The organism is Dapis hubbardiae BLCC-M172, assembly GCF_050016015.1.
Classification (GTDB): domain Bacteria; phylum Cyanobacteriota; class Cyanobacteriia; order Cyanobacteriales; family Microcoleaceae; genus Trichodesmium.
In genome coordinates this window covers 1-3,564 of record NZ_JBNHEQ010000212.1, presented here as the reverse complement: position 1 = coordinate 3,564, position 3,564 = coordinate 1, and the positions used below count along the sequence as shown (strand labels likewise).

At 38.2% G+C, this 3,564-nt stretch carries 3 protein-coding genes; 1 reads left to right on the top strand and 2 read right to left on the bottom strand.

The genetic code is table 11. The annotated features are described in order from the left end of the window. Window positions 1-455: 455 nt before the first annotated feature. Complete coding sequence (locus ACP6PK_RS19605) at window positions 456-578, bottom strand: hypothetical protein (protein ID WP_426561899.1); 123 nt, start codon at window positions 576-578, stop codon at window positions 456-458. Between the two features lie 90 nt (window positions 579-668). Next, the gene (gene rimI / locus ACP6PK_RS19600; protein ID WP_426561897.1) at window positions 669-1,259 is read right to left on the bottom strand and encodes a ribosomal protein S18-alanine N-acetyltransferase; all 591 of its coding nucleotides are present in this window, start codon (window positions 1,257-1,259) and stop codon (window positions 669-671) included. Window positions 1,260-1,569: 310 nt separating this feature from the next. Between rimI and lysA the strand changes: the two genes are divergently transcribed. Continuing rightward, on the top strand, window positions 1,570-2,997 hold the full coding sequence (lysA, locus tag ACP6PK_RS19595; RefSeq protein ID WP_426561895.1) for a diaminopimelate decarboxylase: 1,428 nt from the start codon (window positions 1,570-1,572) through the stop codon (window positions 2,995-2,997). The last annotated feature ends 567 nt before the right edge of the window (window positions 2,998-3,564 follow it).

Genomic DNA, 3,564 nt, shown 5'->3' with positions numbered 1-3,564 from the left:
TTCGACCTGTATTCTTAGGTGTCTTAAGGAGGTTTCCTCGTTCCCTTATTCCTTTATTACGGCTGATTTAGTGGGGTAAAATCTCCCGGAGGGTTCTTTTATGGTTGTTGATAACCTCGTTGCAATAAGGTTATCCATTGTCCCTCTGACTTTTGTCCTACATTCCATAGCTACCTTGGGAATGGTCATGGATGACGAGAGTTTAATCACCTTCCTGTTCGTCCACTTGTCAGCCTTTGCTCGCGGTATCGTTCCTTGGTAACTGGTATTTTCCCGCTTTTAAACCAGCTTCACCGATTGATGTTCAGTCTCTACAGTGTGGCCTACGCTGTCAACCCAACAACAGGGCGAGTGGAATTTCACCACTAAGGTAATAAGAGTTTTTCCAGTGACTATATATTTATTCTCCTTAGTCGCCGGAAAGGCTAGATATATCTGCTTTTCAGCAGCTTTGGCTAGCCAACGAGTCGCACTGCTACATCCCATCCTAGTTTTTTGACACGAGAGCATAGTTTTCTATCGTCGGTCATATCCACGACCCGATTCATTGCAGTATTAAATGAGTCATTAACTGTCATAAAAATTACCCAAAAAACCCTATAGAAAAATACTATTTTGGTGAATACTAACCTATCCACCAATTATTTATATTATTATTTATATTATATTTATTGGCCATCAATACGAGCAACAACTTGTCTATGCCATTCAGACAAAGTTTGCTCAAATTCTGGGTAATGCAGATGACCACGCCAGAGAATTAGAGCATCTTCCCCAGTTTGCTGATAATATCCTCGACGACGACCTACATCTTGAAAACCAAATTTATGATATAGAGACAATGCAGAAAAATTTGAAGCTGCAACTTCTAATGTAGCTCGCTCTAACCCTCTTTCCCAAGCAGACCTCATTAAAGTGTATAGTAGTAGTTGACCAAAACCCAAACGTTGGTATTGAGGATGGATTCCTAAAATAGTAATGTGCGCTTCCTCTAAGATAGCCCACAAACAACCTATACCAATTATAGACTGATGATTATAGGTAATCTGTAATTGAAAGTTAGAGGATTTAAAGACAACTTCCTCATTTCTATCTCCAGTATTTTGGCCAATCACTAAAATCAGCAAATCGCTATTAGGACTTTCTAACTCTCGCTGATAACCTTGAGCATTCCATAGTCCACCAAAGCAAAGTAGGTCCAATTCAACCACACTAGAAATATGCTCATGGCTCATTTTTTGAATCGTAATCATGGCCATACTTACCAATGGATAATGGATAATTGATAATTGATAATAGATAATTAATCCCGAAAGGTTTAAAGCCTCTCATTACCAATGGATAATTGATAGTTAGAGATAGTTTTTATAATCCACTATCCATTATCAATTAATAAGATTTCCCTCTATTCAATCCTCAAGGGTAAAACCAAAGGTATTATCCATTATCAATTAATGAACACAGTCTAAATATTAGATAAAAAATCAATCAAAAATCGACAAAGTACAATAACTTCTATTTATTAGATAGACTATATCAAGCACTCAAGTATAACTCCGTACAGCACTCATGGTATCAACCCAATCTGTAATAGCAACCAACTCTGGGCTTCAATACTTGCCAAAATCAACAGAATCTGTTAAAGATAGTTCACCCAATCAAGAACTTTTACCACTTACTGCCAAAGTTAACAGTTTAGACCATTTAGAAATCGGAGGTTGGGATGTCCCAGCATTAGTCGAGAAATTTGGCTCACCTCTATATATTGTGGACGAAGACACCCTCAGAACAGCTTGTCGCCAATATAGAGATGCCCTCAAACAGCATTATCCTGGAGAATCTTTGGTACTTTATGCTTCTAAAGCTTGGAGTAGTCTGGCAGTCTGTGCCTTATGTGGTTCTGAAGGTTTAGGTATAGATGTTGTATCTGGAGGGGAATTATATACAGCTATCCAAGCAGGTGTTAAACCTGACAAAATATACTTTCATGGCAATAACAAATCTCAAGCAGAATTAACTTTGGCCATAGAAACAGATTGTATAATTGTTGTGGATAACTGGCTAGAATTAGAAACATTAGCAGCTTTAAAGAACCAACAAAAGGAGGAGGTACAGAATCCTACTAAAATAATGATTAGGTTTACACCTGGTATTGAATGTCATACCCACGAATACATTCGTACAGGTCATTTAGATAGCAAGTTTGGATTTGACCCCAACCAACTAAATGATGTCTTTGCATTCATAAGTAAAGAAGAATTACTATCACTTATTGGTATTCATGCTCATATAGGTTCACAAATTTTTGAAGTTCAACCCCATCAAGATTTAGCAGGTGTAATGGTAGATGCAATGACAACTGCTATGTCATATAATTTACCAATCAAAGAAATTAATATCGGTGGTGGTTTAGGAATCCGTTATACTGAAGCAGATGACCCACCCAGTATTGAAACTTGGGTTCATAAGGTTAGTACAGCAATGGTAGATGCTTGTCAAGCTAGACAGTTACCATTACCTAAACTATTGTGTGAACCAGGACGTTCAATAATTGGGCCTGCCTGTGTAACAGCTTATACTGTAGGGTCTCAAAAACAAATTCCGGATATTAGGACTTATATATCTGTAGATGGGGGAATGTCAGATAACCCTCGCCCAATAACTTATCAGTCAATGTACCGAGCAGTTTTAGCTAACAGATTATCTCAAGCAAGCACAGAAACAGTTACTATTGCGGGTAAACATTGTGAGTCTGGTGATGTTTTGATTAAGAATGCTACCTTACCAGCAACCCAACCAGGAGATTGTTTAGTAGTTATGGCTACAGGTGCTTATAACTATAGCATGGCTTCTAACTATAATCGTTTACCACGTCCAGCAGCAGTTTTAGTATCCAATAACGAAGTAAATGTAATTTTACAGAGGGAAACTTACCAAGATTTACTCAATCAAGATATTTTACCAGAACGAATAGCTATGGGTAATAATAGTATTTGATTGGTAACACAAACCTAAAAGAATAGCAACTAATATGTTACCAATGTAAGTGCGACTCGTTGGCTAGTCAAGACTGTTAAAAAGCAGATATATCTAGCCTTCCGTGATTAAGGAGGTGATAAATATATAGTCACGAGAAAACTCTTATATCCTTTGAGGTGAAATTCCTCCGCCCCGTTGTCTGGGTAGAAAGCATAGGTCACACTGGTAAGACTGAATATCAAACTGGTGAAACTGGTCTAAATGAGGTTAAAGCTTTAACTACCAAATAAGTGAGACCTCTAGCAAAGGCTGACAAGTGGACGAATAGGAAGGTGATGAAACTCTCGTAAGTAATAAGCACCTCAAAGGTAGCTATGGGGTGTAGGAGAAAAGTCAGGGGGTCTATGCATAACCTTATTTACATGAGATTAGCAACCATGCCGAACCCTCCGGGAGATTTTGCCCCACTAAATCAGTCGTAATAAAGGAATAAGGGAACGAGAAAACCTCCTTAAGACACCTAAGAATATAGGTCGAAATCTTGGGAAGCCATTCAAGGTCAATCTACGCACTCAGACGTAGGTC

Bases quoted from the DNA above. Each gene is read 5' to 3' on its own strand.
- ACP6PK_RS19605 (WP_426561899.1), bottom strand. From the start codon at position 578: ATGACAGTTAATGACTCATTTAATACTGCAATGAATCGGGTCGTGGAT.
- rimI (WP_426561897.1), bottom strand. From the start codon at position 1,259: ATGGCCATGATTACGATTCAAAAAATGAGCCATGAGCATATTTCTAGT.
- lysA (WP_426561895.1), top strand. From the start codon at position 1,570: ATGGTATCAACCCAATCTGTAATAGCAACCAACTCTGGGCTTCAATAC.